The organism is Actinoplanes sp. 13 (genome assembly GCF_056134165.1).
On sequence record NZ_JBVYOQ010000001.1, the window covers coordinates 406,075 to 432,105 of the forward strand.

Annotated in this window: 26 protein-coding genes and 1 pseudogene; 9 read left to right on the plus strand and 18 right to left on the minus strand. The window is 71.4% G+C overall.

What is annotated here, in order from left to right; all coding sequences use genetic code 11:
- Positions 1-2: 2 nt before the first annotated feature.
- A complete protein-coding gene (locus tag AC0NH5_RS01790) occupies positions 3-929 on the minus strand; it encodes an LLM class F420-dependent oxidoreductase (protein ID WP_474399070.1) in 927 nt (308 codons plus the stop codon).
- A gap of 360 nt (positions 930-1,289) precedes the next feature.
- Between AC0NH5_RS01790 and AC0NH5_RS01795 the strand changes: the two genes are divergently transcribed.
- The gene (locus AC0NH5_RS01795) at positions 1,290-2,078 is read left to right on the plus strand and encodes an SAM hydrolase/SAM-dependent halogenase family protein (protein ID WP_474399073.1); all 789 of its coding nucleotides are present in this window, start codon (positions 1,290-1,292) and stop codon (positions 2,076-2,078) included.
- Between the two features lie 140 nt (positions 2,079-2,218).
- Here the strand turns inward: AC0NH5_RS01795 and AC0NH5_RS01800 are convergent, their stop codons facing one another.
- Positions 2,219-2,959: an N-acetyltransferase gene (locus tag AC0NH5_RS01800; RefSeq protein WP_474399076.1), complete on the minus strand. Its 741-nt coding sequence runs from the start codon at positions 2,957-2,959 to the stop codon at positions 2,219-2,221.
- Between the two features lie 175 nt (positions 2,960-3,134).
- Here AC0NH5_RS01800 and AC0NH5_RS01805 point away from each other — a divergent pair, with 175 nt between their 5' ends.
- Positions 3,135-3,926: a DNA-formamidopyrimidine glycosylase family protein gene (locus AC0NH5_RS01805; RefSeq protein WP_474399078.1), complete on the plus strand. Its 792-nt coding sequence runs from the start codon at positions 3,135-3,137 to the stop codon at positions 3,924-3,926.
- On the opposite strand, the gene pspM is transcribed toward AC0NH5_RS01805, so the two are convergent.
- The 6 genes from pspM to rimO form a co-directional block, all read right to left on the minus strand.
- Positions 3,915-4,679: a phage shock envelope stress response protein PspM gene (gene pspM / locus AC0NH5_RS01810; RefSeq protein WP_474399080.1), complete on the minus strand. Its 765-nt coding sequence runs from the start codon at positions 4,677-4,679 to the stop codon at positions 3,915-3,917. The genes AC0NH5_RS01805 and pspM overlap by 12 nt on opposite strands.
- A gap of 26 nt (positions 4,680-4,705) precedes the next feature.
- Positions 4,706-5,569 (minus strand): PspA/IM30 family protein, encoded by an 864-nt coding sequence (locus tag AC0NH5_RS01815; protein ID WP_474399083.1) that lies wholly within the window; start codon positions 5,567-5,569, stop codon positions 4,706-4,708.
- A gap of 225 nt (positions 5,570-5,794) precedes the next feature.
- On the minus strand, positions 5,795-6,157 hold the full coding sequence (locus AC0NH5_RS01820) for a helix-turn-helix domain-containing protein (protein WP_474399085.1): 363 nt from the start codon (positions 6,155-6,157) through the stop codon (positions 5,795-5,797).
- A 159-nt stretch (positions 6,158-6,316) separates the two neighbouring features.
- The gene (locus AC0NH5_RS01825; protein WP_474400315.1) at positions 6,317-6,802 is read right to left on the minus strand and encodes a CinA family protein; all 486 of its coding nucleotides are present in this window, start codon (positions 6,800-6,802) and stop codon (positions 6,317-6,319) included.
- Between the two features lie 17 nt (positions 6,803-6,819).
- Positions 6,820-7,410, minus strand: coding sequence for a CDP-diacylglycerol--glycerol-3-phosphate 3-phosphatidyltransferase (gene pgsA, locus AC0NH5_RS01830; RefSeq protein WP_474399087.1), 591 nt, complete (start codon positions 7,408-7,410; stop codon positions 6,820-6,822).
- Positions 7,407-8,867, minus strand: coding sequence for a 30S ribosomal protein S12 methylthiotransferase RimO (gene rimO, locus AC0NH5_RS01835; RefSeq protein WP_474399089.1), 1,461 nt, complete (start codon positions 8,865-8,867; stop codon positions 7,407-7,409). Before rimO ends, pgsA begins: the two co-directional genes overlap by 4 nt.
- 117 nt (positions 8,868-8,984) lie before the next feature.
- Here rimO and AC0NH5_RS01840 point away from each other — a divergent pair, with 117 nt between their 5' ends.
- The 4 genes from AC0NH5_RS01840 to AC0NH5_RS01855 are packed head-to-tail and all read left to right on the plus strand — an operon-like array spanning position 8,985 to position 12,593.
- Positions 8,985-10,205, plus strand: a complete 1,221-nt coding sequence (locus tag AC0NH5_RS01840) for a glycosyltransferase 87 family protein (RefSeq protein WP_474399092.1) — start codon at positions 8,985-8,987, stop codon at positions 10,203-10,205.
- A 60-nt stretch (positions 10,206-10,265) separates the two neighbouring features.
- Positions 10,266-11,438 (plus strand): glycosyltransferase 87 family protein, encoded by a 1,173-nt coding sequence (locus AC0NH5_RS01845; protein ID WP_474399095.1) that lies wholly within the window; start codon positions 10,266-10,268, stop codon positions 11,436-11,438.
- Positions 11,435-12,079, plus strand: coding sequence for a helix-turn-helix transcriptional regulator (locus tag AC0NH5_RS01850; protein WP_474399098.1), 645 nt, complete (start codon positions 11,435-11,437; stop codon positions 12,077-12,079). Before AC0NH5_RS01845 ends, AC0NH5_RS01850 begins: the two co-directional genes overlap by 4 nt.
- A gap of 31 nt (positions 12,080-12,110) precedes the next feature.
- Positions 12,111-12,593, plus strand: coding sequence for a DUF3291 domain-containing protein (locus AC0NH5_RS01855; RefSeq protein WP_474399101.1), 483 nt, complete (start codon positions 12,111-12,113; stop codon positions 12,591-12,593).
- On the opposite strand, the gene AC0NH5_RS01860 is transcribed toward AC0NH5_RS01855, so the two are convergent.
- Positions 12,544-15,042, minus strand: coding sequence for a DNA translocase FtsK (locus AC0NH5_RS01860; RefSeq protein WP_474399104.1), 2,499 nt, complete (start codon positions 15,040-15,042; stop codon positions 12,544-12,546). The genes AC0NH5_RS01855 and AC0NH5_RS01860 overlap by 50 nt on opposite strands.
- Before the next feature lie 86 nt (positions 15,043-15,128).
- On the opposite strand from AC0NH5_RS01860, the gene AC0NH5_RS01865 reads away from it, so the two are divergent.
- Positions 15,129-15,554, plus strand: coding sequence for a type III secretion system chaperone family protein (locus AC0NH5_RS01865; RefSeq protein ID WP_474399106.1), 426 nt, complete (start codon positions 15,129-15,131; stop codon positions 15,552-15,554).
- A 71-nt stretch (positions 15,555-15,625) separates the two neighbouring features.
- On the opposite strand, the gene AC0NH5_RS01870 is transcribed toward AC0NH5_RS01865, so the two are convergent.
- From AC0NH5_RS01870 to AC0NH5_RS01890, 5 genes and pseudogenes are all read right to left on the minus strand, one after another.
- Positions 15,626-17,173: a S1 family peptidase gene (locus AC0NH5_RS01870; protein ID WP_474399109.1), complete on the minus strand. Its 1,548-nt coding sequence runs from the start codon at positions 17,171-17,173 to the stop codon at positions 15,626-15,628.
- 88 nt (positions 17,174-17,261) lie between these two features.
- On the minus strand, positions 17,262-18,950 hold the full coding sequence (locus AC0NH5_RS01875; RefSeq protein ID WP_474399112.1) for a ribonuclease J: 1,689 nt from the start codon (positions 18,948-18,950) through the stop codon (positions 17,262-17,264).
- Between the two features lie 13 nt (positions 18,951-18,963).
- Positions 18,964-19,857, minus strand: coding sequence for a 4-hydroxy-tetrahydrodipicolinate synthase (gene dapA / locus AC0NH5_RS01880; RefSeq protein WP_474399115.1), 894 nt, complete (start codon positions 19,855-19,857; stop codon positions 18,964-18,966).
- A 26-nt stretch (positions 19,858-19,883) separates the two neighbouring features.
- Positions 19,884-20,429, minus strand: a complete 546-nt coding sequence (locus AC0NH5_RS01885) for a DUF2752 domain-containing protein (RefSeq protein WP_474399118.1) — start codon at positions 20,427-20,429, stop codon at positions 19,884-19,886.
- A gap of 173 nt (positions 20,430-20,602) precedes the next feature.
- Positions 20,603-21,811, minus strand: a pseudogene (locus tag AC0NH5_RS01890) (winged helix-turn-helix domain-containing protein); the annotation flags it as partial.
- A 42-nt stretch (positions 21,812-21,853) separates the two neighbouring features.
- On the opposite strand from AC0NH5_RS01890, the gene AC0NH5_RS01895 reads away from it, so the two are divergent.
- Positions 21,854-22,417: an N-acetyltransferase family protein gene (locus AC0NH5_RS01895; RefSeq protein ID WP_474399120.1), complete on the plus strand. Its 564-nt coding sequence runs from the start codon at positions 21,854-21,856 to the stop codon at positions 22,415-22,417.
- Positions 22,418-22,421: 4 nt separating this feature from the next.
- Entirely contained in the window at positions 22,422-22,835 is a 414-nt protein-coding gene (locus AC0NH5_RS01900) for a thiol-disulfide oxidoreductase DCC family protein (RefSeq protein WP_474399123.1), read from the plus strand.
- Between the two features lie 182 nt (positions 22,836-23,017).
- Here the strand turns inward: AC0NH5_RS01900 and AC0NH5_RS01905 are convergent, their stop codons facing one another.
- Genes AC0NH5_RS01905 through AC0NH5_RS01920 form a run of 4 tightly spaced genes read right to left on the minus strand, consistent with a single transcriptional unit; the run spans position 23,018 to position 25,959 of the window.
- Entirely contained in the window at positions 23,018-23,878 is an 861-nt protein-coding gene (locus AC0NH5_RS01905; RefSeq protein ID WP_474399126.1) for an MFS transporter permease, read from the minus strand.
- Entirely contained in the window at positions 23,875-24,312 is a 438-nt protein-coding gene (locus AC0NH5_RS01910) for a hypothetical protein (protein ID WP_474399129.1), read from the minus strand. Before AC0NH5_RS01910 ends, AC0NH5_RS01905 begins: the two co-directional genes overlap by 4 nt.
- Positions 24,312-25,061, minus strand: coding sequence for a 4-hydroxy-tetrahydrodipicolinate reductase (gene dapB, locus AC0NH5_RS01915; protein ID WP_474399132.1), 750 nt, complete (start codon positions 25,059-25,061; stop codon positions 24,312-24,314). The genes AC0NH5_RS01910 and dapB overlap by 1 nt, the downstream gene beginning before the upstream one ends.
- A gap of 4 nt (positions 25,062-25,065) precedes the next feature.
- Positions 25,066-25,959, minus strand: coding sequence for a phosphatase PAP2 family protein (locus AC0NH5_RS01920; protein ID WP_474400317.1), 894 nt, complete (start codon positions 25,957-25,959; stop codon positions 25,066-25,068).
- Positions 25,960-26,031 lie beyond the last annotated feature (72 nt).

Below are 26,031 nucleotides of genomic sequence, written 5' to 3' on the forward strand. Positions count from 1 at the left end.
GGTCAGAGCTGGGGAGCCACCTCGGCGGCGACCAGGTCCAGGTGGTCGAGGTCGCTGAGGTCGAGCACCTGGAGGAACAGGCGGGAGGCACCGGCCTCGGCGTAACGGTTGATGGTCTCGACGGCTTCGGCGGGGGTGCCTACGATGCCGCCGTTGGTGCGCATCTCCTCCACCTCGCGGCCGATGGCTGCGGCGCGGCGGCGGATCTCGGCGTCGTCGCGGCCTACGCAGAGGACGGCGGCGGCGGAGAAGGCGGGCGGCTCGGCGCGGCCGATGGCGGTGCTGGCGGCGCGGACCCGGTCGAACTGGGCGGGGATGTCCTCGATCTTGGAGAACGGGACGTTGAACTCGGCGGCGTACCGGGCCGCCAGGGCGGGGGTGCGCTTCTTGCCGTGACCGCCGACGATCACCGGTAGCGGGGACTGGACCGGCTTGGGCAGCGCCGGGGAGTCGGCCAGCTGGTAGAACTTGCCGTCGAAACCGAAGGTCTCGCCGGCGGCCGTGCCCCAGAGGCCGGTGATGATGGCGAGCTGCTCCTCCAGGCGGTCGAAGCGTTCGCCGAGGGCCGGGAACGGGATGCCGTACGCGGTGTGCTCGGCCTCGAACCAGCCGCCGCCGAGGCCGAACTCGATCCGGCCGCCGCTCATCGCGTCGACCTGGGCCACGGCGATCGCCAGCGGGCCGGGCAGCCGGAACGTGGCCGAGCTGACCAGCGTGCCGAGCCGGATCCGGGAGGTCTGGACCGCCAGCGCGGCGAGCGTGACCCACGCGTCGGTGGGACCTGGCAGGCCCGGCCCGTCGCCCATCCTCAGGTAGTGGTCGGAGCGGAAGAAGCCGTCGAACCCGCCGTCCTCGGCGGCCTTGGCCACCCGCAGCAGATCGTCGTGGCTGGCGCCCTGCTGGGGCTCGGTGAAGATCACGAGACGCATGAATCAACCCTGCCATGCCGCGGCGGTGGGCTCGCCTCGGACGCGGAGATACCGGGAAGCTGGGGCGGAGATCACGGGACGGGTGGGCGGAGCACCGGCATCGCACGGCACAGGCGGCGGCAAGGCAGGCAGCGGGCCACGGCAGGCGGCAAGGCAGGCAGCTGGTCACGGCAAACGGCTGGCGGCAGGCGGCTGGCGGCTGGCGGCTGGTCACGGCAAACGGCTGGTCACGGCAAACGGCTGGCGGCTGGTCACGGCAAACGGCAGAGCGGAGCGCGAAGTGGGTTCAGCTCGGCGGGAACTGAGCCCGCGGCGTGCCCCGTCCACATCCGACGGCAACTCGCAGTAACGTTGACCACCATGGCCGGTTATGGATGGATCAGTTTCACCACCGACTACGGGACGTTCGACGGCTTCGTCGCGGCCTGCCACGGGTCGATCGCGCGGGTCGCGCCCGATGTACGGGTGATTGACGTCACCCATCATGTGCCGCCGGCCGATGTGGCGCGCGGGGCCGCGGTGCTGGCGCAGACCGCGCCCTACCTGCCGCCTTCAGTGCATCTCGCGGTGGTCGACCCGGGTGTCGGCACGGCCCGGCGCGGAGTGGTGCTGGCCACGCCCGGCGGCATTCTGGTCGGCCCGGACAACGGGCTGCTGATCTGGGCGGCCGAGGCGCTGGGCGGGATCGAGTCGGCGCACCAGCTGACCAACAAGAGCTGGATGCTGGGCGACGTCTCCCGGACGTTCCACGGGCGGGACGTCTTCGCGCCGGTCGCGGCCCGGATCGCGGCGGGGGCGGCGGCCGGGGAGGCCGGTCCGGCGGTGGATCCGGTTTCGCTGGTACGACTACCGGCCCCGATCGTCACGGTCGGGGACGGCTGGATCGAGGCCGAGGTGCTGACCGTGGACCGGTTCGGCAACGTGCAGCTCGCGGCCGAGGGTTCGGCGCTCACCGGCCTCGGACCGGAACTCCTGGTGAACGGGAGTGTGCGGGCCCGCCGCGGCGCCACCTTCGCCGATGTGAACGCCGGTGAGCTGCTGGTCTTCCCCGATTCGGCGGATCGGGTGGCGATCGCGGTGAACAACGGCCGGGCGGTGGTCGTCCTGTCGGTCCGGCCGGGAGACCTGGTCCGGCTCGCCGCCCGCTGAGAGGTGGGTGGCAAGCGCGGAGCCGCCGGAAGGATCAAAGCTGCCGGAAGGAACGCCCAGAGCCCGTGACCGGGAACGCGGCCCGTGGCGGAAACGCCGAGGCCCGTGACCGGGAACGCCGAGGCCCGTGACCGGGAACCTCAGATCCGGTGATGCACCCAGACGTTGGGCTCGACATAGACCGCGGCCCCCTGATCCACGTCACAGTGCACCGGCGACAACGCGCCAGGCACCTCCACCGGCCCGGAGACGTCGAACGGCAACCCGGTCCACGACCGCCACTGATCCAGCGTGCCGGGGATCGCCATGCTGGCGTGGGCGACGTTCACGATTCGCCCACCGGCCCGGACGTGCACGCGCAACCAGGGGTCCGTGGGCAGTCCGTCGGGTCGGGTCGCGTGGGCGTACACGTCGATGGGTTGGAAGATCTGAGCGTGTTTCCCGCTCGGCCGGACCGGCGCGACGAGGTCGGTGAATCCCAGCGCGGCCGTGTTCTCGCGCATCGCCGTCAGCATCCGGCCGGACAGGCCGGTGCCCCGCAGGTCCGGCCGCACCAGGATCTCCAGCGCCGACACGATGGCCGGTGTCGCCCCGGTCAGCCGGTCGTGCACGGCGGCCCGGACGGCCCAGTCCCAGCCGCCTTCCGGCAGTCCGGAGGCGATGTCGCCGCCGAACGAGAGCGGCACCGAATGTGCCTTGGCGACCGCCCGCCCGGTCTTCCGGTCCGTCGCCAGCAGCGCGTACTCCGGCCAGAAAGTGTCGAAATAGCCGTAATAGAGCGCCGCCACCGGGTCCTTGATCATGAACTCCGGCCAGAACCCGTCGAGTTCGGCGAAGACGTCGGCCAGCTCGGCCGAGTAGCGGGTGATCTCCAAGTCCATGCGGGCAGACTTTCAGCCCGCGCGAGCCGGGTCACGCGCTTTTACCAGAGCCGCGGTGGAAGCGGAGCCCGCGGGAAAGCAGAGCCCGGGAGAGCCGAGCCCGCGCGGGGGAAGAAAGGCCCGGCCGAGCGGGCCCACGCGCTTGAGCGGGGATATTCCGGGCACGATAGGGACCATGCCGGAAGGGGACACCGTTTGGAACACCGCGCGGGTCGTGGAACGCGCGCTCACCGGTGAGGTGCTGACGGGCTCCGACTTCCGGGTGCCGCGGCTGGCCACCACCGACCTGACCGGGTGGACGGTGGCCGAGTCCGCGAGCCGCGGCAAACATCTGCTGCTGCGCCTGGAGAAGGAGGGGCGGCCGCCGCACACCCTGCACTCGCATCTGCGGATGGAGGGTGCCTGGCGGGCGTACGCGCCGGGTGAGCGCTGGACCGGCCGGCCGGCCCACCTGATCCGGGTGGTGTTGCGCACCAAGCGGTCCGTGGCCGTCGGGTACCACCTGCACGAGGTCATGCTGATCCCGACCGCGGAGGAGGAGAAGCTGGTCGGGCATCTGGGCCCGGATCTGCTCGGCGACGACTGGGATCCGGCCGAGGCGACCCGCCGGATAGCCGCGCACCCGGCGGCCAGCATCGCGGAGGCGCTGCTCGACCAGCGGAACCTGGCCGGCGTCGGCAATCTTTACAAGGCGGAGACGTTGTTCCTGCGCGGCCTGTGGCCGTGGACGCCGGTCGCCGACGTGCCGGACCTGACCGCCACGGTGGAGCTGGCGCAGAAACTGGTGGCCTCGAACAAGGGGCGCTGGACGCAGACCACGACCGGTTCGCTGCGCCGGGGCGAGACGAGCTATGTGTACGGTCGTCGCGCCCAGCCGTGCCGCCGGTGTGCGAGCGCGATCCAGAAGGCGGAGCAGGGTGAACGGGTCACGTACTGGTGCCCCCGGTGCCAGCCCTCAGCTCGCTGACTTGAAACGGGTCGTGGTGTCGCGCAGCTCGGCCAGGCCCTCGGCGAAGCCGCGCAGCCGGTCGGTCGCCTCGAGCAGGCTGAAGTACGCCGGGTGGCGGCTGTCGGCCACCGGGTGCCCGTCCTCCGCGACGTAACTCGCCGAGGCCGCGACCAGGTCCTCGTAAGCCCCGACGCCGTCGACGAACTGTTCGGCCAGCGTGGCGTGCGACCGGACCAGGGTGTCCTGCTTGCCGTCCCTGCTGAGCGGGATGGCGCGTTCCACGCTCGCCGCCCGCTGCCCCAGGTCGCGCAGCCAGCCCTCGGCGGAGGCAGCCTCCAGCAGCGCGGTCTCGCCCTCGCCGGTGAGCCGGCCGGCCAGGCCGGCCATCGCCATCGACGCCCGGTCCAGGCGGTCCCACGCCTCGGCGATCACCGAGCCGCGCAGTGCGTACCGGTTCTTCTGGCGGCGGACCTCGTGCAGCACGGTCCGCCCGACCGGGGATTTCTCCAGGGCCTTGGTGAGACCGGAAGCCGGCAGCGAGGGCGGCGGCGCCGGGGTCGCGGCGAGTTCCCGGTGGTCGCTCCAGCGCCACCAGGCCAGCATCGCGGAGGCGCCCGCACCGGCCGCCCACGCGGCGTCAACAATGCCGATCCCCGCGTACGGCGTGAGGACGGCGGCCGCCGCGGTCAGACCACCACCGAGCACGCTCCATCGGCGCGCCGATCCGCGCAGCCGCTTGAGCCGCCGGAAGTGCCTGGTCCGCTCGTCCACCGTCGCTCCCCTCCGTGGTGAGATGCTCAGCCCGCGGCTGTGGTGTCGCCGCGCTTCTGGTTCATGCTGGCGCGGATCTCGTCGAGCCGGGCCACGCTCGCCGGGTCGGCGGTGGGCGTCGCGGTGTTCTGCTCGACTGCGGGCTGCGTCGCGGCGCCGCCCAGTTTCTCGCCGGCCATGCTGGCCCGGATCTGCTCCAGGCGCGACGACCCAGCCAGGTCCAGGCTGGATTTCTGCACCTCCAGCATCCGGCCCTCGACCGAGTTGGAGGCCAGCTCGGCCCGGCCCATAGCGTTCGCGTACCGCTGCTCGATCTTGTCGCGCACCTGGTCCAGCGACGGGGTGTTGCCCGGCGCGGCCAGCTGCGACATCGACTCGAGCGATTTGGCCACGGTCTCCTGCATCTTGGCCTGCTCGAGCTGGCTGAGCAGGCGGGACCGCTCGGCGATGCGCTGCTGGAGCACCATCGCGTTGTTCTCGACCGCCTTGCGTGCCTGACCGGCGGCGCCGAGCGCCTGGTCGTGCAGGGTCTTCAGATCCTCCATCGACTGCTCGCCGGAGACCAGCTGGGTCGCCAGGGTCTGCGCGGTCGACTCGTATTTCTGGGCCTCGGCCTCGTCACCGGCGGCGCGTGCCCGGTCGGCCAGGACGAGCGCCTGCCGGGCCATGCCCTGCAGCTTCTCGACCTCGGTCATCTGCCGGGACAGCTTCATCTCGAGCTGCCGCTGGTTGCCGATCACGGCGGCGGCCTGCTGCACGAGCGCCTGATGCTGCCGCTGGGCGTCCTCGATGGCCTGCTGGATCTGCACCTTCGGATCGGCGTACTCGTCGATTTTCGCGCCGAAGAGCGCCATCATGTAATGCCAGCCCTTGACGAACGGGTTCGCCATCTCGCGGTATCCCCTCAAGTCGCTCTGTCGTCAGGCGTCACCGGCACGGGGTTACCGGACGGTGACGCGAAACCCATCGTGTCAGCTCGACGCCAGCGGCGTCACGTGTCCTCCGGGGGATCTCAGGGTCTCCCCTGGCATCGAGGCTACGCCCCCCTGAGGCACTGGGCGATATGCACGCAGGGCCGCCCCTGAGGGGGCGGCCCTGCGGTCGTAATGACATGATCAAGCAGCGTAGACGACGTCCCGCTGCTGCTTGCGAGTCGTGCGCAGCGTCGCTTTCAGCGGCGAGTCCTGGTGCACCGAGACGGAGACGTCGGATTCCTCCACCGGGACCAGGACGCCCTCCATGTTCTCGGCGATGGCCAGGGTGTTGCTGACCTCGCTGAGCAACTCGGAGAGGCGGGCGCCGAGCGCGTCGCAGATCGCGGCCAGCAGCTCGCTGGACGCCTCTTTCTGCCCTCGCTCGATCTCGGACAGATATCCCAGACTCACGTTGGCGGCCGTCGACACCTCGCGCAGCGTGCGGTGCTGCCCCTGCCGGCGCGCACGAAGTGCGTCGCCGATAACGCGGCGTAGCAGGACCATGGCACCTCCTCCTGCGAGCGGGGCCGCCGGCATCCGCCGGAGGCTTCTCGCAACCGTACCTGGCGCGGGCGGCGCCGACATCCCGCCCCGCCGAATTCCTGGGCCCACCGGCCCGGCACAGTACCGGACAACCACCACCAGACGGGCGGTATTCCCAGCTCAGACTGACGCGGTGGTGGAACGCAGCGCGTCCACCAGCAGTTGCAGGACGGCGGTCACACTTTCGGTGCGGATGGCCTCCCGGTTTCCGGTGAGTTTCAGCTCGCGCACCTCGACCCCCGACGGGCCGGCCACCGCCACATAGACCAGGCCGACCGGCTTGCCGTCCTGCGGCTCTGGACCCGCGACGCCGGTGGTCGCCAGGCCCCAGTCCGCGCCGCAGCGTTCCCGGACGCCGGACGCCAGCGCGGCGGCCACGTCCCGGTCCACCGGGCCACGCTCGGCGAGCAGCTCTTTCGGTACGCCGGCGAGCGTCCCCTTCAGCTCGGTGGCATAGACCACCATGCCGCCCCGATAGACACTGCTCACCCCGGGAATCTCCACGATCGTCGCCGCCACCAGGCCGCCGGTGAGCGACTCGGCGGTCGCGACGGTCTCCTGACGCTCGACCAGGACGTGCACGGCCGCCGCGGCGGCCACCGCCATCTCCACGAGCTTTCCCCCTAGCTGGTCCCCTTGCGCCGCAGTCGCAGCGCCTGCACCACGTAGTCCGCGCCGGTCACCACGGTGACGATCAGCGCGCCGCCCATCAGGACTACCCCGATCGGGGCCGCTGATTCCGGCACGGGCCACAGGTACCAGGCGATCGCGGCGGTCTGCAGGCCGGTCTTCAACTTGCCGCCACGTGAGGCGGGGATGATCCCGTACCTGATCACCCAGAACCGTAGGGCGGTCACGCCCCACTCGCGCACCAGAATCGCGATGGTGACCCACCAGGGCAACTGGTCGTACGCGGAGAGCAGCACCAACGCCGTGCCGGTGAGCGCCTTGTCCGCGATCGGATCGGCCACCTTGCCGAACGAGGTCACCAGCGACCAGCGGCGGGCGATCCAGCCGTCCACGAAGTCGGTCGCCGACGCCACACAGAACGCCAGGCAGGCCGCGATCCGCCAGTCCGGGTCGGTCATCGCGGAGGCGACGACGAACGCCAGGAAGACGGGGATGAGCACGATCCGGATCACGGTGAGCGCGTTGGCCGCGTTGTAGAGCGAGACCACGCGCGGCGCCGGCGCCGGAACCGGCTCGTTGGTCATCGTGCCGGCACCGGGGCCGCCGAGATCATCTCGACCGGGACGGCGATCAGGTCGACCCCCTCGGTGCCGGTGACCCGCGCCCGGACCAGGTCGCCCGGGCGCAGCACGGTCAGGTCGACCCCGTGCTCACCGGCGACGAGCGTGGTGGAGCCGTCCACCTCGGGTGCCTGGTGCTCGGCGCGGCCCTCGACCTCGTCGCCGTCCACCGTGTCGACCAGCACCTCGACGGTGTCGCCCAGCCGGTCCTCGGCGCGCTGGGCACACAGCTCCTCGGCGAGCGCAACGATCCGGTCGTACCGCCGCTTGATGGTGGATTCCCGGACCTTGCCGGTCAGGCCGGCCGCCTCGGTGCCGTCCTCGTCGCTGTAGTCGAAGACGCCGATGGCGTCGAGCCGGGCCTCGGTCAGGAACCGGGCCAGCTCGTCCACGTCCTCTTTCCTCTCGCCGGGGAAGCCGACGATGAAGTTGCTCCGGGCGCCGGCGGCGGGCGCCAGCTTGCGGGCCGAGTCGAGCAGCTCCAGGAAGCGCTCGGTCGAGCCGAACCGGCGCATCCGGCGCAGCACCGGCTCGCTGGAGTGCTGGAACGAGAGGTCGTAATAAGCCGCCACACCGGGCGTGGTGGCGATCGCCTCGACCAGCCCGGGGCGGGTCTCGGCGGGCTGGAGATAGCTGGCGCGCACCCGGACGATGCCGTCCACAGCGGCGAGCTGCGGCAGCAGCTTCTCCAGCGCTCGCGGGTCGCCCAGGTCCTTGCCGTACGACGTGCTGTTCTCGCTGACCAGCACCAGCTCGCGCACGCCCGACTTGGCCAGCCACTCCGCCTCGGCGAGCAGTTCCTGCGGGTCGCGGGAGACGAACGAGCCGCGGAACGCCGGGATCGCGCAGAACGCGCAACGCCGGTCGCAGCCGCTGGCCAGTTTCAGCGAAGCCACCGGGCCGTTGTCCAGCCGGCGGCGCAGGACCGTGCGCAGGTGCGCCGGGGTGTGCTCGTCAACCGTCGCGTGCCCGGGCACGACCACCTTGGCGGTGTGCCGCTGCACCGGGGTGATCGGCAGCAGCTCGCGCCGGTCCCGCGGGGTGTGCGCGTCCAGCGTCTCGCCGGCCAGCACCTTGTCCAGCCGGGAGGCGATGTCGGTGTAGTCGTCGAAGCCGAGCACCGCGTTCGCCTCGGGGAGGTTGTCGGCCAGCTCCTTGCCGTACCGCTCGGCCATGCAGCCGGCGGCGACCACCTTGGCGCCGGTGTCGGACGCGGCGAGCAGCGTGTCGATCGAGTCCTGTTTCGCCTTCTCCACGAAGCCGCAGGTGTTCACCACCACGACGTCCGCACCCTCGGCGTCGGTGCCGACCTCCCATCCACCGGCGTCGAGACGGGCGGCGAGCTCTTCGGAGTCGACCTCGTTACGGGCGCAGCCCAGAGTGAGGAGAGCGACACGACGGGAGGGAGGCGTTACAGACACCCGCCAAGGTTACCGGGCCGCCCGCGAGTCACCTTCCTCCGCACGGACCGGTTGTCCGGGTTCTCCGTTGCGCCGCAGCGGTACTTTCCTGTTCGTGCTGTTCGGGGGAGCAAGCGGATGAAACGAGTCATGCCGGAAGCCCTGCTGGCCGCCGGCCTGTTCGGCGTCGCGCTGGTGGTCCGGCTGTACGGCCTGGGCCTGGTCACCCTCGACTACCAGTACTACCTGGAGCCGTGGAGCCGGTTCATCGCCGAACACGGGATGTTCTCGGCGCTTCGGCTGCCGTTCTCCGACTACAACGTGCCGTACCTCTATCTGCTGACCGGGTTCACCTGGCTGGACACGCACACCGCGGTGCCGCTGCTGACCTGGATCAAGGGTTGTTCGGCGGTGTTCGACGCGGTTCTGGCCTACTACGCCGCCCGGATCGTCGGATTGCGCGCCGGTGACCGGCGGATGGCTCTGCTCGCCGGGCTCACCGTGCTGCTGCTGCCGACCGTGGTGCTGAACGGCGCGTACTGGGGGCAGTGCGACACCGTGTACGCCGCGTTCGCCGTTGCCGGTGTCTTCCACCTGCTGCGGGACCGGCCGTGGGTGGGCAGCGCGCTGCTGGGGGTCGCCTTCGCGTTCAAGCTGCAGACCGTCTTCCTCTTCCCGGTGCTGCTGGTGCTGGTGCTGGGCCGGCGCGTGCCGTGGCGCTGCCTGCTCGCGATCCCGGCGGCCTATCTGCTGCTGGCGGTGCCGGCCTGGCTCGCCGGGCGGCCCTTCGGCGATCTGCTGACGATCTACGCCGGGCAGACCGGCCGGTTCCCGGAACTCACCCTCAACGCACCCACCGTCTACACCTTCGTACGACCGCAGTCCCCCGAGATGATGGATCTGGCCCGCTCGGCCGGCACCCTCTTCGCGGTGGCCGCCGTCCTGATCCTCGCCTTCCTGGTCGTCGGGCGCGGGCTGCGGCTGAGCGACGAGCGGGTCGTCATGCTGGCGGCCACCTCGGCGCTGCTGGCGCCGTTCCTGCTGCCGGGCATGCACGAGCGCTATTTCATGCTCGCCGAGGTGCTGACCGTGGTCGCGGCGTTCTGGGCGCCGCGACGGCTGTGGTTCGTGCCGGTCCTGGTGCAGGCCGCCTCGCTGGTGACCTATCTCAACTATCTGCTGACGCTCGACCCGGGGCCGGTCGACCTGCGCCTGCTCACCGTGCTCCTGGCGGCCGCGCTGGTCGCCACGGCTGCCCAGGCGCTGCGGCCGGACCGGGCGCCGGAGACCACGCGCGGCAACCTGCCGGGTGACCGGCGTTCACCTGAGACCGGGACGGCGGTCATCGCGGCCCGGTAGGTTCTCCGCTTCATGTCGGCATTTCGGAGTCGGGTGGCGAGCCCGGAGATCTTCTTGTTGGTGGCGCTCGTCGTCGTCGCCGCGGCCGTCCGGCTCGTCGGCTTCGCAACCGTCAGCCCGGACTACGTCGCGTTCATCCGGCCGTGGGCCGAGCACATCGCCGCGAACGGCGGTTTCGAGGCGCTGGCCGGCGACTTCGCGAACTACAACGTGCCGTACCTCTATCTGCTGACCGGCCTGGTCTGGCTGGACGCGCACACGCCGGCCACGCTGCTGGTCCTGGTGAAGTCACTGTCGGTGGTGTTCGACGCGGTGCTCGCCTATTACGTCGCCCGCATCGTGATGCTGCGCGGCGGCGACTGGCGCCCGGGCGCGCTCGCCGGGCTGGTCGTGCTGTTCCTGCCGACCGTGGTGCTGAACGGCGCGTACTGGGCGCAGTGCGACAGCATCTACGCCGCGTTCGCGGTGGCCGGCCTCTATCACCTGCTGCGCGGCGGTCCGTGGACGGCGATGATCCTGATCGGGGTCGCGTTCTCGGTGAAGCTGCAGACCGTCTTCATCTTCCCGGTCCTGATGGTCCTGGTGCTGGCCGGCCGGCTGCGCTGGTACACGCTGTCGGCGATCCCGGCGGTGTACGTGGTGCTCGCGGTCCCGGCGTGGATCGCCGGCCGCCCGTTCGGCGACCTGATGCTGATCTACGCCCACCAGAGCGGGCAGTACCAGAGCCTGACGCTCAACGCCCCGACCATCTACACGTTCTTCCGCGCGGCGCCGGTCATGCTGGACACGCTGAAGACCGCCGGCTCGTTGCTGGCGGTGGCCGCGGTGCTGGTGCTCGCGTACACCGTGCTGATCCGCAAGGTGACCCTCGACGCCGCCGGCGTGCTGCTGCTGGCCGCCACGTCGAGCATCCTGGTGCCGTTCCTGCTCCCCGGGATGCACGAGCGCTACTTCATCCTGGCCGAGGCGCTGACCGTGGCGGCGGCGTTCCGGACGCCCCGCCGGATGTGGTTCGTGCCGGCGCTGGTGCAGTTCGCGACGTTCCTGGCCTATGCGAGTTACCTGTTCAAGTCCGGGATGGTCGCGGTCGATCTGCGGATCCTGGCGCTGCTGATGCTCGGCGCGCTGGTCGGCTCGGCAGCGGCCCTGCTGCGCCACCGGGTCCCGCCCGAGCCCGAGGCTCCGGCGGCCCGTCTAGCACCAACACCGGTTGGCAATACGATTGCCGGGTGACAGAGAATCTGGACGATCTGGCGTCGGTCGCCGCGCTGGCCGACGGGGTGCGGCGGGCGGCGTACCAGGCGGTGGCCGGGTCGCCCGGCGCTCCGGTGGGGCGGGACGAAGTGGCCGAGGCGCTCGGCATCGGCCGTACGCTGGCCGCGTTCCACCTCGACAAACTGGTGGACGCCGGGTTGCTCGAGACGTCGTACGCGCGCCGCTCCGGCCGGACCGGCCCGGGCGCCGGGCGTCCCGCCAAGCTCTACCGCGTGGCCACGGCCGAGCACGCGGTCAGCGTGCCGCCGCGCTCCTATCGCGCCGCCGCCGAACTGCTCGCCGAGGCACTGGAACGCAGTGGCGCCGACGAGACGCTCACCAAGGTGGCCCGGGCACACGGGACCCGGGCCGGCGCGGGCCGGCCGGACGTCACCGCCCTGCTCGCCGAGCACGGTTATGCGCCGGCGCCTGACGGGGACGACCGGATCGTGCTGCACAACTGCCCGTACCACCGCCTGGCCGAGCAGTTCCCGCCGCTGATCTGCGGCATGAGCCTGGCGATGATCGAAGGGCTGCTGCAGCAGGCCGGGTGGACCGCGCGGATGGAGCCGGCGCCGGAGCGCTGCTGCGTCACACTTTCTAAAAATCAAACTGATTGACTTTAGAGAGGCGCCCCGGTTAGCTGAGGACATGACCGACTTCCACCTGGCCCACGTCAACACCGCACGCATGCGAGCCCCGCTGGAAGATCCCTCGATGGCCGGGTTCGCCGCCGGCATCGCGCTGATGAACGAGCTGGCCGACCGCTCACCCGGCTTCGTCTGGCGGCTCATCGGCGAGCAGGGTGACGGCACCATCGCCGCGCCGGGCCACCCGCTGCAGATCTACACGCTGTCGGTCTGGGAGTCGGTGGAGGCCCTCCGGGCGTACGCCTATCAGAGCGAGCACCTCGATTATCTGCGCCGCCGGCGGGAGTGGTTCGTGCCGCACGGGCACCGCGAGTCGCTGGCGCTGTGGTGGATCCCGGCGGGAAACCGGCCCACGATGCGACAGGCCATCTCCCGCCTGGGCCGGCTCGCCGCCGCCGGACCGGGCCCGGAGGCCTTCACCTTCCGGCAGACGTTCAGTCCACCCGCAGCGCGGCGAGAGTCTCTTCCAGCTCGTCCGGCTTGATCAGCACGTCGCGCGCCTTCGACCCCTCCGACGGCCCGACGATCCCGCGGGTCTCCATCAGGTCCATCAGCCGGCCCGCCTTGGCGAAACCCACCCGGAGCTTGCGCTGCAGCATCGAGGTCGAGCCGAACTGGCTGGTCACCACCAGCTCGATGGCCTGGATCAACAGCTGGAGATCGTCGCCGATCTCCTCGTCGATGTCCTTCTTCTTGCTCGCCGGCGCCTCGGTGACGTCCTCCCGGAACTCCGGCTCCCGCTGGTCCTTGCAGAACTTGACGACCGCGGCGATCTCTTTCTCGTCGACCCACGCGCCCTGGATCCGGACCGGCTTCGACGCGCCCATCGGCAGGAAGAGCCCGTCACCGCGGCCGAGCAGCTTCTCCGCGCCCGGCTGGTCCAGGATGACCCGGGAGTCAGCCAGCGAGGACGTCGCGAAGGCCAGCCGGGACGGCACGTTCGCCTTGATCAGGCCGGTGACCACGTCGACGCTGGGCCGCTGGGTGGCGAGCACCAGGTGGATGCCGGCCGCCCGGGCCAGCTGGGTGATCCGGACGACCGAGTCCTCGACGTCGCGGGGCGCCACCATCATCAGGTCGGCCAGTTCGTCCACGATCACCAGCAGGTACGGGTACGGCTTCATCTCGCGCTCGCTGCCCGGTGGCGCCGTGATCTCGCCGCTGCGGACCTTGCGGTTGAAGTCGTCGACGTGCCGGACCCCGTTGGCGGCCAGATCGTCGTACCGCATGTCCATCTCGCGGACCACCCACTCCAGGGCGTCCGCGGCCTTCTTCGGGTTGGTGACGATCGGCGTGACGAGGTGCGGGATGCCCTCGTAACCGGTCATCTCCACCCGCTTCGGGTCGATCAGCAGCAGCCGCACCTCGTCCGGGGTGGCCCGGGTCAGCAGCGACACCAGCAGCGAGTTGAGGCAGGAGCTCTTGCCCGCGCCGGTGGCGCCGGCGATCAGGATGTGCGGCATCTTGGCCAGGTTCGCGACGACGAACCCGCCCTCGATGTCCTTGCCGAGCGCCACCACCATCGGGTGGTGATCGGCGGTGGCGGCCCGGGACCGCAGCACGTCGCCGAGCGCGACGTTCTCCGGGTCGGTGTTCGGGATCTCCACACCGACCGCGCTCTTGCCCGGGATCGGGCTGAGGATCCGCACGTCGGGAGACTTCACCGCGTACGCGATGTTGCGGGACAGCTGGGTGATCCGCTCGACCTTGGTGCCGGGGCCGATCTCCACCTCGTACCGGGTGACGGTGGGGCCGCGGGTGAAGCCGGTGACGACCGCGTCGACGTTGAACTGGTCGAAGACCCCGCTGAGCGCGCCCATGATCTCGTCGTTGGCGCGACTGCGGGCCTTCGGCGGGGCGCCGGCGCCGAGCAGGTTCGGCGGCGGCAGTCGGTAGTCGCCGGCCACCGCGGAGATCTCCAGCTGCTCGGCGCGGGTCGGCAGCGGCGAGTGCTCCGGCGGTTTCGGCTTGCGCCGGCTGGCCGGCACCTTCGGCAGGGCGACGGTGTCGTGGAGGATGATCTCCTCGTCGAAGTCGTCCGGCGGGACGTCCGCCTCCGGTTCGGCCATCGCGGCCTGCCGCCGGCGGGACGGCCGGCGCCGGGCGGGCGCCTCTTCCTCGCCCTCGGCCGGCGCCTCGAGCAGGTCCTCCAGCGGAGCGGTGCGCACCGGGCGGCGGCCGCTGACCACGTCGAGCAGGAGCATCATCCGCTCCGGGATCTTGGCGATCGGCGTCGCGGTGATCACCAGCAGACCGAAGACGAAGAGCAGGACCAGCAGCGGTACGGCCACCCAGGCGGTCACGGCCCGTTCCAGCACGCCGCCGATCCCGAATCCGAGCAGGCCACCCGCCTCGTCCATGGCGATCTCGTCGGCCGGCTGCCCGGAGATGTGCAGCAGCGCCGCGGTGGCCACCACGATCGCTGTCCAGCCGACCAGATGGCGGCCGCCGTGCTCGGGGTCGGACGGCTCCCGCATCAGCCGGACCGCGCCGTAGAACAGCAGCAGCGGCAGCAGCACCGCCAGACTGCCCAGGAACAGCCGGATGGTGTCGCCCAGCCAGAGGCCGACCGGGCCCGCGCCGCGTGCCCAGAGCGCGACCGCGATCAGGATGGCGAGGCCGAGCACGAGTAGACCCGCGCCGTCCCGGCGGTGCTCCGGACCGATGTTGCGCGCCGTCGCGGCCTGCCGGCCGGCGCCCCGGGCGACCCAGCCGACGCTGTGCGCGAGGCCCATCCAGAGCGCGCCGACGCCGCGGCCCAGGCCGGACGCGAGCGTCGCGCCTGCAGTGCTGCGGCGGCGGACCGGCGCCCGGCGGGCCGGCGCCTTGCGCGCGGCCGCCTTGCGCGCCGGTTGACGGGCACGGTTGACCGCGGAGCCGCGCGACGTGGACGCGGCACGGCCCCGGCTCGCCGGAGGAGTACGGCCCGCCATGAGTGTCACGGTAGCCGGGCGATGCCGATCCGCCGAGAAGGCGCACCGTGACAGCTTCTCGCTTTCCGGGCAATTACCATCGTGAAGTGCAACCTCTCAGCAACGACATGATCAAGGCTGCGCTGGAAGCGCGGGGCTTCACGTACCTCGTCGATGCCGACGACGACATCGCCGGCAACTTCCAGGGGAACCTCGTCTACTTCTTCCGGCTCGGGGAGCGGAAGGAGATCCTCCAGGTCCGCGGCATGATGCAGCACGTCTTCCCGGTGGACGACGTGCCGAAGCTGTACGAGTTCTGCAACACCTGGAACCGGGATCAGCTCTGGCCGAAGGCGTACGTACACGTGACCGACGACGGGTCGGCGGTCGTGGTGGGTGAAGTCACCACCGACTGGGAGCACGGCGTGACGCCGGAGCAACTGGACCAGGTGCTGCTCTGCGGCATCGCCACCGGCGTGCGGCTCAGCGAGGCGCTGGGCGAGCTCAAGAAAGGCGGAACGGGGCCCTCCTGAAGGAGAGCCCCGTTCGCCGGACCGCATCCGTCTCAGGCCAGGAGACTTCTCCTGGCCTGAGACGTCTCGGATCAGGAGACGTTGAAGCCCAGCGAGTACGCGCCGGTGCCGGAGGTCGCGACCACCACGTAGCGGTAGGTCCCGGACCGGCCGTCGAAGCTCAGGGTCTTGTCACCGTCGCCGGTGGCCTGAGCGACCGTCCGGAACTGACCCCGGCTGTTGACCCGCTGCAGCAGCAGGTCGTAATCCGCCCCCTCCGGAGCGTCCAGGCAGGCGGTGTGCGTGCCCGCACGGGCCCGGTAAGCCCCGCCGTCCGGCTGCGCCTGCGCCGCGCCGGAGCGGGAGATCGAGCTCTCCCGCTGGACCGGCAGGCTGTCACAGGCCGACGCGGGCTCCTCGCCCTCCTCGGCCGGCGGCGCGCTCGCCGCGGGCGGCTGGGCGCCCCCGCCGCTGGTGACCAGCGTCAGGTTCTGCGCCGCCAGGATCTCGTTGACCGGCTGGAAGAACGTCTCGCCGCCGGCCGTGCAGTCACCCGAGCCGCCCGAGGTCAGGCCCTGGGCCTGGTCACCGGAGAGCCACGGACCGCCGGAGTCGCCACCCTCGGCGCAGACGTCGGTCCGGGTGAGCCCGGTGACCGCGCCCTCCGGGTACCGCACCGTCTGGTTCTTGGCCAGGATCGTGCCGCAGAACGTGCCCGTGGTGGAGCCGGAACGGCAGACCGCGGCACCGACCGGCGCCTCGGTGTTGCCCGCGACCGGGAGCTCGTTGCCCTGGAAGTCGTTGACCACCGGGCGCGGGTCCCAGTCGCCGTTCACCGCGACGAAGCCCATGTCGGCCTCGCCCGGGAAGACCGAGAACTCCACGGTGCCCTGCGCCTGGTTGTTGAAGCCGGTGGTCCGGGCGCCCTCGGCGCCGCAGTGGCCGGCCGTGACGAAGCCGCCCTCCACCGAGAAGCCGATCGAGCAGCGCGCCTGCCCACCGTCGACCGCGATGAAGTACGGGTCGGCGCCGCGCACGTCGAACAGCGGCTTCGGCTGCGCCTTGCTGGTCAGCACGGAGACCGCGCCGGAGGCGACGCCGTTGTTCTGCGCCCAGCGCAGCGCCGCCGATTTGGCGCCCGGCTTCGCGACCACGACCACCTTGTTGGTGGACGGGTCGACGTACCAGCCGGTCACGTCCTTCGGGCTGGAGTCCGCGGTGTCGAGCTTCGTCTTCGCCGCGTCGAGCTGAGCCTCGCTGCGCTTGACGATCACCGGAACCGCGCCGGCCTCCTTGACCTCCTCGGCCGCACCGGCATCGGTGACCGCGACCTTCAGGGTGGTGCCGTCCTCGGCGAGCCAGGCGCCGCCGAAATCGTCCCCGGTCTGCACGGCCAGCGTCGCCGAGACCCCGCCGGCCCACTGTGCCCGGGCCAGCCGGGTGCGTGCCTGGTCGCCGTTCAGGCCCAGGTCACGCTTCATCGCCGCGAGCAACTGCGGGGAGACGTCCCCGTCCTTGCCGGCGACGGTGGACGACGGTTTGTCCGACTCGGTACCCGCGAGCGACGGCAGGGTGAAAGCCACCGCCGCTCCCGTCGCCGCCAATACCGCCGCCGCCACGGCGATCGGTCTGCGCTGCATGTGGAAAGCTCCCTCCGCCACGGGTGCCGTGGGGGCGGCACCGGTGCCAGGGAGTACGCAGCAGAGGTATAGATGGTTGAAAAAACCGTCAAACTTCCACGACAGTGGGCACGATCATGGGCCGGCGGCGGTAGGCATCGTTCACCCAGCGGCCGACCGTCCGGCGGACCACCTGCTGCAACTGGTGCGTGTCGGTGATCCCGTCCTCGGCGGACCGGTGCAGCGCCGCGGTGAGCAACGGCACCACGGGGTTGAACGCCTCCGGATCCTCGGAGAAGCCCTTCGCCGAGATGACCGGCTCGCCGACCACCTTGCCGGTGACCGAGTCGATCACCACGGTGGCGGCGATGAACCCGCCGTCACCGAGGATCCGGCGCTCGGTCAGCAGCGACTCGCTGACGTCGCCGACCGCGAGACCGTCCACGTAGACGTACCGGCTACGGACCCGGCCGACCACGCGGGCGTGGCCCTCGACCAGGTCGACCACGTCGCCGTCCTCGCAGAGCACGACCCGGTCGGGCGCCACGCCGGTCTCGATCCCGAGCTGCGCGTGGGCACGCAGGTGCCGCCACTCGCCGTGCACCGGCATCAGGTTGCTCGGCCGGGTCACGTTCAGCAGGTAGCGCAGTTCGCCGGCGGGCGCGTGCCCGGAGACGTGCACCTTCGCCGTCTCCTTGTGGATGACCGTGGCGCCGGCCCGGGACAACTGGTTGATCACCCGGTAGACCGAGGTCTCGTTGCCCGGCACCAGCGAACTGGCCAGCACGACGGTGTCACCGGACGCGATGGTGATGTGCCGGTGGTCCCCGGTGGACATCCGGCCCAGGGCGCTCATCGGCTCGCCCTGCGACCCGGTGGACATGAAGACGATCTCGTCGGGCGGCAGGTGGGTGGCCTCGTCCAGGCCGACCAGTAGACCGTCCGGGATGCGCAGCAGTCCCAGGTCACGGGCGATGCCCATGTTCCTGACCATGGACCGCCCGATCAGCGCGACCTTCCGCTCGTACTCCCAGGCGGCGTCCATCACCTGCTGCACGCGGTGCACGTGCGAGGCGAAGCTGGCCACGATGATCCGGCCGCGGGCCTTGCCGAAGATCGAGCTGAGCACCGGGCCGATGTCGCGTTCCGGGGTGACGAACCCGGGCACCTCGGCGTTCGTGGAGTCGGAGAGCAGCAGGTCGACGCCCTCGGCGCCGAGCCGGGCGAAACCGGCCAGGTCGGTGATCCGCCCGTCCAGCGGCACCTGATCCATCTTGAAGTCGCCGGTGTGCAGCACCAGGCCCGCCGGGGTCCGCACGGCGACGGCCAGGGCGTCCGGGATCGAGTGGTTCACCGCGAAGAACTCGCACTCGAACGGCCCGAGCCGCTCCACCTGCCCCTCACGCACGGTCAGCGTGTAGGGGTCCAGCCGCCGCTCGGCCAGTTTCGCCTCGACCAGGGCCAGTGTGAACTCCGACCCGACCAGCGGGATGTCCGGCTTGTGGGCCAGCAGATAGGGGACCGCGCCGATGTGGTCCTCGTGCCCGTGGGTCAGCACGATCGCCTGGACGTCCGCCAGACGGTCCAGGATGGGAGTGAAGTCGGGCAGGATCAGGTCGACACCCGGCTGCTCGACGTCCGGGAACAGCACGCCGCAGTCGATGACGAGCAGCTTCCCGTCGAACTCGAAAACGGTCATGTTGCGGCCGATGGCGCCGAGCCCGCCGAGCGGTATGACGCGCAGGGCGCCGTCCGGCAGCGGCGGCGGGGTACCCAGCTCCACGTGTGCTTGACTCATTCGCCTCTTCCTGTCAGAGCACGATGCCGGCCGCGGCGGCGTCCTGGCGCAGTTGGTTCAATTCCTCGTCACCGGCGTCGACCAGTGGCGAGCGGACCGGGCCGGCGGGCAGGCCCAGGGCGTTCAGCCCGGCCTTGACCAGCATCGTCCCCGGCGACCGGAAAATGCCCGTGAACAGCGGCATCGCCCGGCGGTGCAGGCTCAGCGCGGCGGCGGTGTCGCCCCGCTCGTAAGCCTCGATCATGTCCTTGGCCAGGACGCCGGTGAAGTGCGTCGACGTGCCGACGAGGCCGGCCCCGCCGATGGAGAGCAGCGGCAGGGTGGCCGCGTCGTCGCCGGAGTAGTAGGCCAGATCGGTCCGGGCCAGGACCCAGGAGCTGGCGATCAGATCGCCCTTGGCGTCCTTGACCGCGACGACCCGCTCGTGCTCGGCGATCCGGCACATGGTCTCGGTGGCGATCGCCGTGCCGGCCCGGTGCGGGATGTCATAGACCATGATCGGCAGCCCGGTCGCGTCGGCGACCGCCCGGAAGTGCCGCTCGACACCGGCCTGCGGGGGCTTGTTGTAGTACGGCGTGACGACCAGCAGGCCGTGCGCGCCGGCTTTCTCCGCGGCGTGCGCCAGCTCGATGGTGTGGGCGGTGTTGTTGGTGCCCACCCCCGCGACGACCCGGGCACGGTCACCCACCGCCTCCACCACGGCGCGCAGGACAGCGTCCTTCTCCGCGTCGGTCGTGGTCGGGGACTCCCCCGTGGTGCCGCTGATCACGAGAGCGTCGTTGCGCTGCTCGTCGACGAGGTGGGCGGCGAGCCGGGCCGCCCCTTCGATGTCCAGGGAACCGTCGGCGGTGAACGGGGTCACCATGGCGGTCAGCAGCCGTCCGAAGGGCCGCGGGTCGTGCGTCATACCCCACAACCTATCGGACGCCCCGGTCACACGTAGAAAGCGGTGAACGGCGCCCACGGCAGGTTGCGCAGGATGCTCCAGACACCCCACACCGCCATGAATGTGATCATGACGGCCGGACTGATCGAGATCTGCGGCAGCCGCCACCGGAACAGGCCGCGGCCGGCCCAGGCCACGTACATGTACAGCAGGAAGGGCACCGCGAAGACGAACATCAGGTGGTGGCGGGCGGCGGCCGGCACGTTGGCGTGCAACAAGTACCAAGCGGCGCGGGTGCCGCCGCACCCCGGGCAGACGAAGCCGGTCATGAACTTCACCACGCAGCTCGGCTCGGCGCCGGCCTCGGCCTGGACGGGATCGCTGTAGAGCGTGTAACCGGCGGCGGCGCCCATGCAGGCGAGCACGGCCACCGGGGCCAGCCAGATCGGTGAGCGGGCCGCGAGCCGGGTGACGAAGCGGGTCAGACGGTCCTGCTGCGGGTAGGCGAGCCACTCGGGCGGCACGACCGGCCCCTGGACGGGCTGGTCGGCGAGCCAGGGCGGCAGCTCACCCACGGTCGGGGCGGTGCTCATGGCCGCCACGGTACACCCGGGCCACCCGCGTCCGACGGCTGCTCATCACCCGCACCCGGCGGCTGTTCATCGCTCGCGCCCAGCGGCCGTTCGGCGCCCACACCCGGCGGCTGTTCGGCGCCCGCACCCGGCGGCTGTTCGGCGCCCGCACCCGGCGGCTGCTGGTCAGCGACCTTCAGCGCGGCGGCCAGGGGCCCGGCGAAGTCTCCCCGCTCCGGGGCGGCCACGGAGTCCAGGCCCAGCCAGCCGGCCAGCCGCCGCAGCTCGGCAGCCAGCGCGACCGCGGTCTCCTCGGGACCGGCGCCGGGCTCGATCCAGGCGGCCGGGACCTGGAGCACCCCCGTCCTCCGCTCGGCCTTGAGATCGACCCGGGCGGCGAAGCGCTCGCCGAGCAGGAACGGCAGCACGTAATAGCCGAACACCCGCTTGGGCTGCGGGACATAGATCTCGATCCGATATGCCATGTCGAAGAGCCGCTCGGTGCGCGCCCGCTCCCAGATCAGCGGGTCGAACGGGCTCACCAGCGTCGCGGCCCGCACCCGCCGGGGCAGCCTGGCCCCGGCATGCAGATAGGCCGCCGGCCGCCACCCGGCAACTGTCACCGGCCGCAGCACACCGGCCTCGACCAGCTCGGCGATCGCGGTGCGGCACTCCTTGACCGGCAACCGGAAGTAGTCCCGCAGCTCCGGCTCGGCGGCCACCCCGAGCGCCTCGGCGGAGAGCTCCACCAGCGCCCGGAACGCCTCCGCCGGGGCCGGGGTCGGCGCGTCGAGCACCGCGGCCGGCAGCACCCGCGACGGCAGGTCGTATCGCCGGGCGAACGAGGTGGTGCGCTCGGCGGCGGTGACCTGGCCGGTGTAGAACAGCCACTCCAGCGCCTGCTTGACGACCGACCAGTTCCACCCCCAGTGGTTCTTGCTGCGCGGGGCGTCGTGCTCGATCTCGGCCGCGGTGATCGGCCCCCGCTCCCGCACCTCGTCGAGCACCCAGGACACCAGGCCGGGCTGCTCGACCGCCACCCGCCGCATGTTGCCCCAGGCCAGCTCGTGCGCCCGGGTCATCCGCCAGCGGAACAGCGGTTGCAGGTCGGTGCGGATCAGGGAGGCCTCGTGCCCCCAGAACTCGAACAGCTCGCGGGGCCGCCGATAGGCCGCGCGCTCCAGCAGGCCGGCCGGGTAGGGGCCGAGCCGGCTGTAGAGCGGCATGAAATGGGCGCGCTGCAACACGTTCACCGAGTCCATCTGGATCAGGTGCAGGCGGCGCAGCACCCGGCGCAGATGACGCAGATCGGTGACGCCGCCCGGTTTCGGGTCGGCGAAGCCCTGGGCCGCCAGCGTGATCCGGCGGGCCTGGGAGACGGAGAGGGAGTCAGGAACGGCCATCGTGAAAGCACATTAGGGCAGGGGTGTGACAAAGTTGCCGCCATGGCTCTCGGCTTCGTCCGTCCCGCGCGTCCCGGCGACGCCCCGGAGATCGCTCGCATCCAGCTCACCACCTGGCGCACCGCCTATCGCCGGATGTTCCCGGCGCACGTGCTGGCCAACCTGGACGAGGCATACCTCGCCCGTGGCTGGACCGAGGCGATCACCGAGCCGCCGACCCCGAGGCACCGGGTGCTGATCGCCGTCGAACAGGGCGAGAGCGTCACCAGCGTCGTCGGGTTCGCCGCTTCCGGCCCCGCCGACGAGCAGGCGCTGGCCCCGGACGAGCAGCCCCTGCCGGACGACGTCGCCGCCGTCACCGACCTGCTCATCGAACCCCGCTGGGGCCGGCGCGGCCACGGCAGCCGGCTGCTCGCCGCCGCCGTCGACAACTGGCGCGACGACGGTTTCCGCACGGCGGTGGCCTGGGTGTACGAGGCCGACGACGTGATGCGCAAGTTCCTCGGCTCCACCGGCTGGGAGGCCGACGGCGCCGGTCGCGCGCTGGACGTCGACGACCTGCTCGTACCCCAACTCCGCATGCACGTCGCGGTGGACGGAGAATAGCGGCGTGACGAACACCCGGCCGACCTTCGTCTACGACGGCGACTGCTCCTTCTGCACCAGTTGTGCCGAGTTCATCGAACGGCGCATCCCCACCCGGGCCACGGTGGTCCCCTACCAGTTCGCCGACCTGCCCGCCCTCGGCCTCACCGTCGAACAGTGCGAGGCCGCGGTCCAGTGGGTGGGCACGGACGGCACCGTCGCGGCCGGCCCGGACGCCATCGGTCATCTGCTCCGTGACGCCGGCCGGTTCTGGTCGCTGGCGGGCGGGACGCTCCGCCTGGGGCCGGTCCGGGCCGCGGCCTGGCCCGCTTATCAGTGGGTGGCCGACCACCGCGACCTGATGCCGGGCGGCACCGCCGCCTGCGCCGTGCCGCCCCACCTGCGCCCGCAGCCGTCCTCCCCCACCGCGGAGAGCTGACCCGGGGCCGGGCGACCGGCCGCGCAGCGGCCCGGACCGGAGACCTGGCCCGCGTGTTCGAGAGCTCGACCCGGCAGCCCAGCCCGGCACCCGCGCAACGGCCCGGACCGTACGCCCGGCTCGCGGGGTGGCCCCGGGACAGGATCGATGCTTCTGGGAACCCCTCACGCGTACCAGAAGGGCTAGATCTTGGTCTGTTGTCCGGCCTCGACGGCGGGTGGGCGGCGCCGGAACGCCTGCCGGAAACGTGGGCGGGCCCGCTCCAACGGCAGGAAGCTCGCCATCGCGACCAGGTGCGGCGCGAACGAGATGGTGATCGTCGCGAACGTGGCCAGGTGGAACGAGTAGAAGAAGGCCACCACCCAGTTCCGCCACCGCTCCGGGACGACGAAGATCAGTGGGCTGAGCAGCTCGAACGCGATGATGCCGCACTGGGCGACGATCAGCAGACCGGGCACCGCGGCGATCAGATCGGCCAGGTCGGTGCCGCGGCGGATGATGGCCTGCGCCAGGACGCCGCTGGTGAGCCACTCGAGGCCGCCGATGCGGAGCTTGGCGAGGGCGGCCAGGAAGTAGGTGCAGATGACCGCGATCTGGGTCACCCGCAGGGCCCAGCCGCCGGCTTCGGTGAGCGTGGTGTCGCGGTGGCGGGCACGCCCGACGGTGGGCAGGACGGCGAGGGCCACGAGGAACGCGACGCGGTCGTGGTCGACCTTGCCGTAGCTCATCGCGATGATCATCCACTCGAGGTAGAGGATGAAGATCGGCCAGCCGAGCAGGCGGGGCGCACGGCCGGACGCGGCGGCCAGGCTGAGCAGCAGCAGCGCCCAGAAGATGCCGTGCACCAGCAGCGGGGTGGGTGTCGGCAACGGCAGGATCCGGCCGATCAGCAGCGGCTGGTAGAGGTCGCCGGGAGTGTTGGCGTGCGCGCGCACCCAGGGCGTGAAGACGACCAGGTCGAGGGCGACGAAGAGGTAGACCAGGGTGCGGAAGGCGGCGATCCGGCCGCGCGGCACCGGCGCGAAGAGCCAGCGGGTGATCATGGGCGGATCCAGTCGGCGACGACCTCGTCGGTGTACGACCCGGTGGGGCGGGCGTCCTGGATGCCGTGCCAGCGGACCACGATGCGGACCTCGCGCAGGGCGGGGGCGCCGGGGGTGTGCTCGGCATAGGCCTCGGCGATCCGGCTCAGGCGGGCCGGATCCTGCTCGTACGCCGACTGCTGGCCCTCGATCTCGGCGCGCCGGATGCCGCTGTTGGCCTCGGTGATCACGACGGTGCGGCCGGTCACGTCGACGCCCTCCACGCGGGTGTCCTTGGCGTCGCCGTCCGGGTCGGGCGACGACGCGTACATCCGGAACGGGCCGAACGGGAAATGGTCGTCGTCGCCGAAGAAGGTGCCGGCGAGCAGGAGGACGAGGCAGATCACGGTGGCCAGGACCCGGACCCGGCGCCCGCGCGTGGAGAGCTCGGCCATCAGTCCAGCAGCGGGTCGAGCCCGATGGTGAGGCCGGGCCGGGAGACCACGTTGCGGACGGCCAGCAGCACGCCGGGCATGAACGACGAGCGGTCCAGCGAGTCGTGCCGGATGGTCAGCGTCTCGCCGGTGGTGCCGAACAGCACCTCCTGATGCGCGACCAGGCCGGCCGCGCGGACCGAGTGGACGCGCACCCCGTCGACGTCGGTGCCGCGGGCGCCGAGCTGCTCCTCCTTGGTGGCGTCCGGCATCGGCGCGCAGTTCGCCGCGGCACGGGCGTCGGCGATCACCTTGGCGGTGTGCATCGCGGTGCCGCTCGGGGCGTCCAGCTTGCGCGGGTGGTGCTGCTCGATGATCTCGACGGAGTCGAAGTAGCGCGCGGCCCGGGCGGCGAACTGCATCATCAGCACGGCGCCGATCCCGAAGTTGGGCGCGATCAGCACCCCCACGCCGGGCTTGCCGGCCAGCCAGCCGCGCACCGTTTCCTGCCGCTCCGGGGTGAAACCGGACGTGCCGACCACCACGTGGATGCCCTGCTCGATCGCCCAGCGCAGGTTGTCCATCACCACGTCGGGGCTGGTGAAGTCGACCAGCACCTGAGCGCCCGCGTCGGAGGCGCTGAAGAGCCAGTCACCCTGGTCGATCATCGCGACCAGCTCGAGGTCGTCCGCGGCGTCGACAGCCTTGCAGACCTCGAGGCCCATGCGACCCCGGGCGCCGAGGACACCGACGCGAATCTGTTCAGTCACACCGTCAACCTAACGTACGGCGGCGCGACTCCCACCACCGCTCGGCAGCGCCGACGAGCAGGAAGACCAGCCCCACGTAGGCCCATCCGACCAGCACGTCGATCACCCAGTGCTCGGCCGTGTAGACCAGCGTGAACGTCATCGACAGCGGGTACGCGAACAGCAGCGGCCACCACCGCCGGCGCACCATCGGCAGGAAGAACACGACGGCCATGAACGCGAACGCGGTGTGCAGCGACGGCATCGCGGCGACCGGGTTCGACGCCTCCACCTGGAGCGCGTTGAGGGTGTTGCCGGCGCCGTGCAGGCCGATCGCGTCCCAGCCGTTCGTGGAGATGCGGGTCGCCTCGACCAGCGAGCCGTGCTGCGCCTCGGCCGCCCACCACGGCGGGGCCGCCGGGTAGAGGAAGTAGGTGATCAGGCCGAGCACGCAGAGCAGGAACCAGCGGCGCATGAACCGGGCCCACTGCGGGCGGGACCGCATCCACAGCACCACGGCGATCGTCGGCAGCGTCAGGAAGTGCGAGAAGTAGACGATCGAGACGACCACCTCCCACCACTGCACCACACGGGGCTGCCAGAGCTCGCGCTGCAGCCACTCGGTCGGGGTGAGGCCGTCGGTGAACCAGCCGAACGCCCACCTGTCGAAGGCGATCAGCTCGGTGACGTGCGGCTCGAACAGGAGGCCGTCGGCGAAGCCCCGGGACACGTTGTAGATGACCAGCAGCAGGCAGATCGGCAGCCAGTCGCGCAGGAACCGCAGGTGGGTCTTCCACGGCTCGTAGTTGCGCCACGCGATGGTGGCCAGCCACAGCCACCCGAAGGCGATCAGCGGGTCGCTGGTCGGCACGCCGACGAACCACACCCCGACGGCGAAGACCGCCGTCCAGATCAGCATCCCGATGATCCGCCGCTTCCGGAGTTCCGGCGGGGGCGGGGTGGCGGGGGTCTCGGTCGGGGTCTCCAGCGT